This is a genomic window from Providencia sp. PROV130, from assembly GCF_028482225.1.
Lineage (GTDB): Bacteria > Pseudomonadota > Gammaproteobacteria > Enterobacterales > Enterobacteriaceae > Providencia > Providencia rettgeri.
Window position 1 is genome coordinate 1 of record NZ_JAMPQC010000069.1, and the last position, 2,333, is coordinate 2,333.

At 45.4% G+C, this 2,333-nt stretch carries 2 protein-coding genes; both read right to left on the reverse strand.

Annotated features, from left to right (window positions below; genetic code table 11):
• Nucleotides 1–810: 810 nt before the first annotated feature.
• Nucleotides 811–1,740 carry a RepA family replication protein gene (locus tag PSF28_RS23515; protein WP_226694061.1) on the reverse strand — a complete coding sequence of 310 codons (930 nt, stop codon included), beginning with the start codon at nucleotides 1,738–1,740 and terminating at the stop codon, nucleotides 811–813.
• Nucleotides 1,741–2,149: 409 nt separating this feature from the next.
• Nucleotides 2,150–2,333, reverse strand: a 184-nt coding sequence (locus PSF28_RS23520) for a hypothetical protein (protein ID WP_272670970.1), incomplete at its 5' end; no start/stop codon positions are given.

The following is a 2,333-nucleotide window of genomic DNA, read 5'->3' on the forward strand; positions in this document are numbered from 1 at the left end:
GGTGTATTGACCACCACCTGTTTGCGGCGACGTTGAATAACCGGTTCAGTACTTTCCGACTCTTTTTCTATTGTTGGGCGTTTTAACGTCAGTGTTTTGCGTTCCATTCCAACCTCACACCAAAATCGTGTTTATCATCAATGCATTAATAGCAGATTATCATGAAATTTAACCGAAATCACCCGCCCAAAGGGCAGTAGACGGCAAAAAGAATCACAGAGAACAGGTTAAGGTTAGGGCCGTCGAGACCCGCGTTAGCGGTTACGTGCTGTTTAAGACCCCTATCTACCCCTTGTCCTGGTTGAGCTGACTGAAATTAACACCGTTATTTTGTTTGTTTGACCCTTTGAAAAACGCAGTGAGACGGGCGAGAGGCGAAGCCTCGATGAACGGCTGTAGCTGCGCGTTAAGGTGGCCATTGGCCAGCTTTACGGGGGCAATGGCACGATACTGACACCGTGTTCTGAGCGACAGCCATTTATGGCTTGTAAGCGAAGACTTTATTGGGTTTATCTCTTTAGAGTGTGCGGCTTGAAAAAGCAGAGCCGCAACTCCTTATTTATAAGGTCGTTTAGTTCAGAACCTAAAAACGAATTTAACTATAAAACACTAACATCATTCGAAGTTAATTGAAGAGAATAAATTCATTCGAAGTTAGTTGATTAAAGAAAGAACGAAAATATTCGAGACGGCATTCGCTTGAAGAATTGATGCGTTGATATAGTAATTTTGCTGCTTAAAAAATAGGCTACTTAGATTTAGTTAGAACGAAACCACCGCCAGTCAAGGCGGTAAATTTAACAGAGGGAATTAGGAGTCGGGCAAGTGTTCCAAGTAATGCAAATAGATAGCCTGCCCTTGAATGCTTGGGTACAAGGCTTTCATTTTGCGCTCAAAAGCCATGACCGCCGCAATAGGCTGCGTCACTTTCCACGATTCGAAACGACGCCAGGCGGTATGCTCGGCGCTTTCTGGTGCTTCCAAACTTTTGGCTAACGCTTTCTTTTCCTTCAATGCCTTGGCTAAATGCTTCTTCTCTTGTTTGAGCGCTTCATCTTTCCCAACTACGAGGGTTTTAAGCTTGTTGAGCAGGTTGCGAAGTTTGTGCTTAGTGTCGAGTGACGCCACATTCGCGCGCGCAAGTCGCAAGACATGTTGGGCGTAGCGTTTTTGGTAGCTCTCTTTTAATCCCTTTTTTTCCATCCAACGGCTAAAGCTGGCGACCACTTCCCGCAGCTCTAACGCGGAAAATCCGAGTCCATGGAAAAATTCAGGACGTATCCAAATACGCATCGCTTTGTATTGTTTGGCCTCGATATCGAAATCGCGGTCAATGACAATCAGGTTGGCTTGTTCCCAGTCGCGCAACGCGTGCAAAATCGGGTCGTAACTTTTACGGCCACAGTCATAGCGATACAGTTGGCCACACAATTCCGCCAACTTCTCCACCGAACACATGACTTCAAAGAGCGCGTCACTTTCGGGGTTATAATCGGCATACGCGATCATGGCCATCGCTAACGCATCAAAGGTTTCTCGACGCTCTGAACGCACAGATATCCGTTGCTTTCGGCTATAACGCAGTTGGTAAATATGGGGGTTTCGGTTCCAATCGTGACGTTTTAACGCGGCTGCAAAGCGACGTACAGGCACTAATTTCGGTAATTGCCCTAAAAATTTTGGCGCATAATGCCGATGAATTTTACCGACGGAACAAGGAATTGAGATCCCATTAGGCATGTCTCTCCGCACTTATGTTGTACGGAAGGAGTTGAATTTTTTTGCGCATAATTCTATACTCCCCGCTAGGAGTTCAACATTACCCCTAGCGGAATTACTCTGATGACCCCCGATAATCTTATCTCACCGCCAAGTTAGAAGAAGATTACGGGGGTTTTCTATTTGGGTTCACAGCACATATTTGTGTGTTACATCCCATCTCTTGCCACCTTTCGGCGTGGCGACCACAAAATTCACATCAATTGTCGGCTAATTTAGCACTCTATGCGCATTCAAGCAACGTCTTCACGATAAAGACGCGATTTATTCACAAAATTTGTGATAAAACTTGAGGTTCGACGCGAGAGAAAACTAAATAGAACTGGCGGAAATCGCCGACAATGCGGGTTAAAACAGAAATAACAGGGCGCTAATCACCAAATTCACGGTCTCGGGATTTTTCCATCACCATTTCACGCTCTTGTTGGCGCAAAACGTCCCGTTGTTGTTGCTGATGTTGTCGCTCAAGTTGAACAGCCTTTTCAATGACTCGCTCTTTCGCCTCCATTAAGGACTCTGTCGCATTAGCGATGAAAGTTAGAAGGAAAGTACAA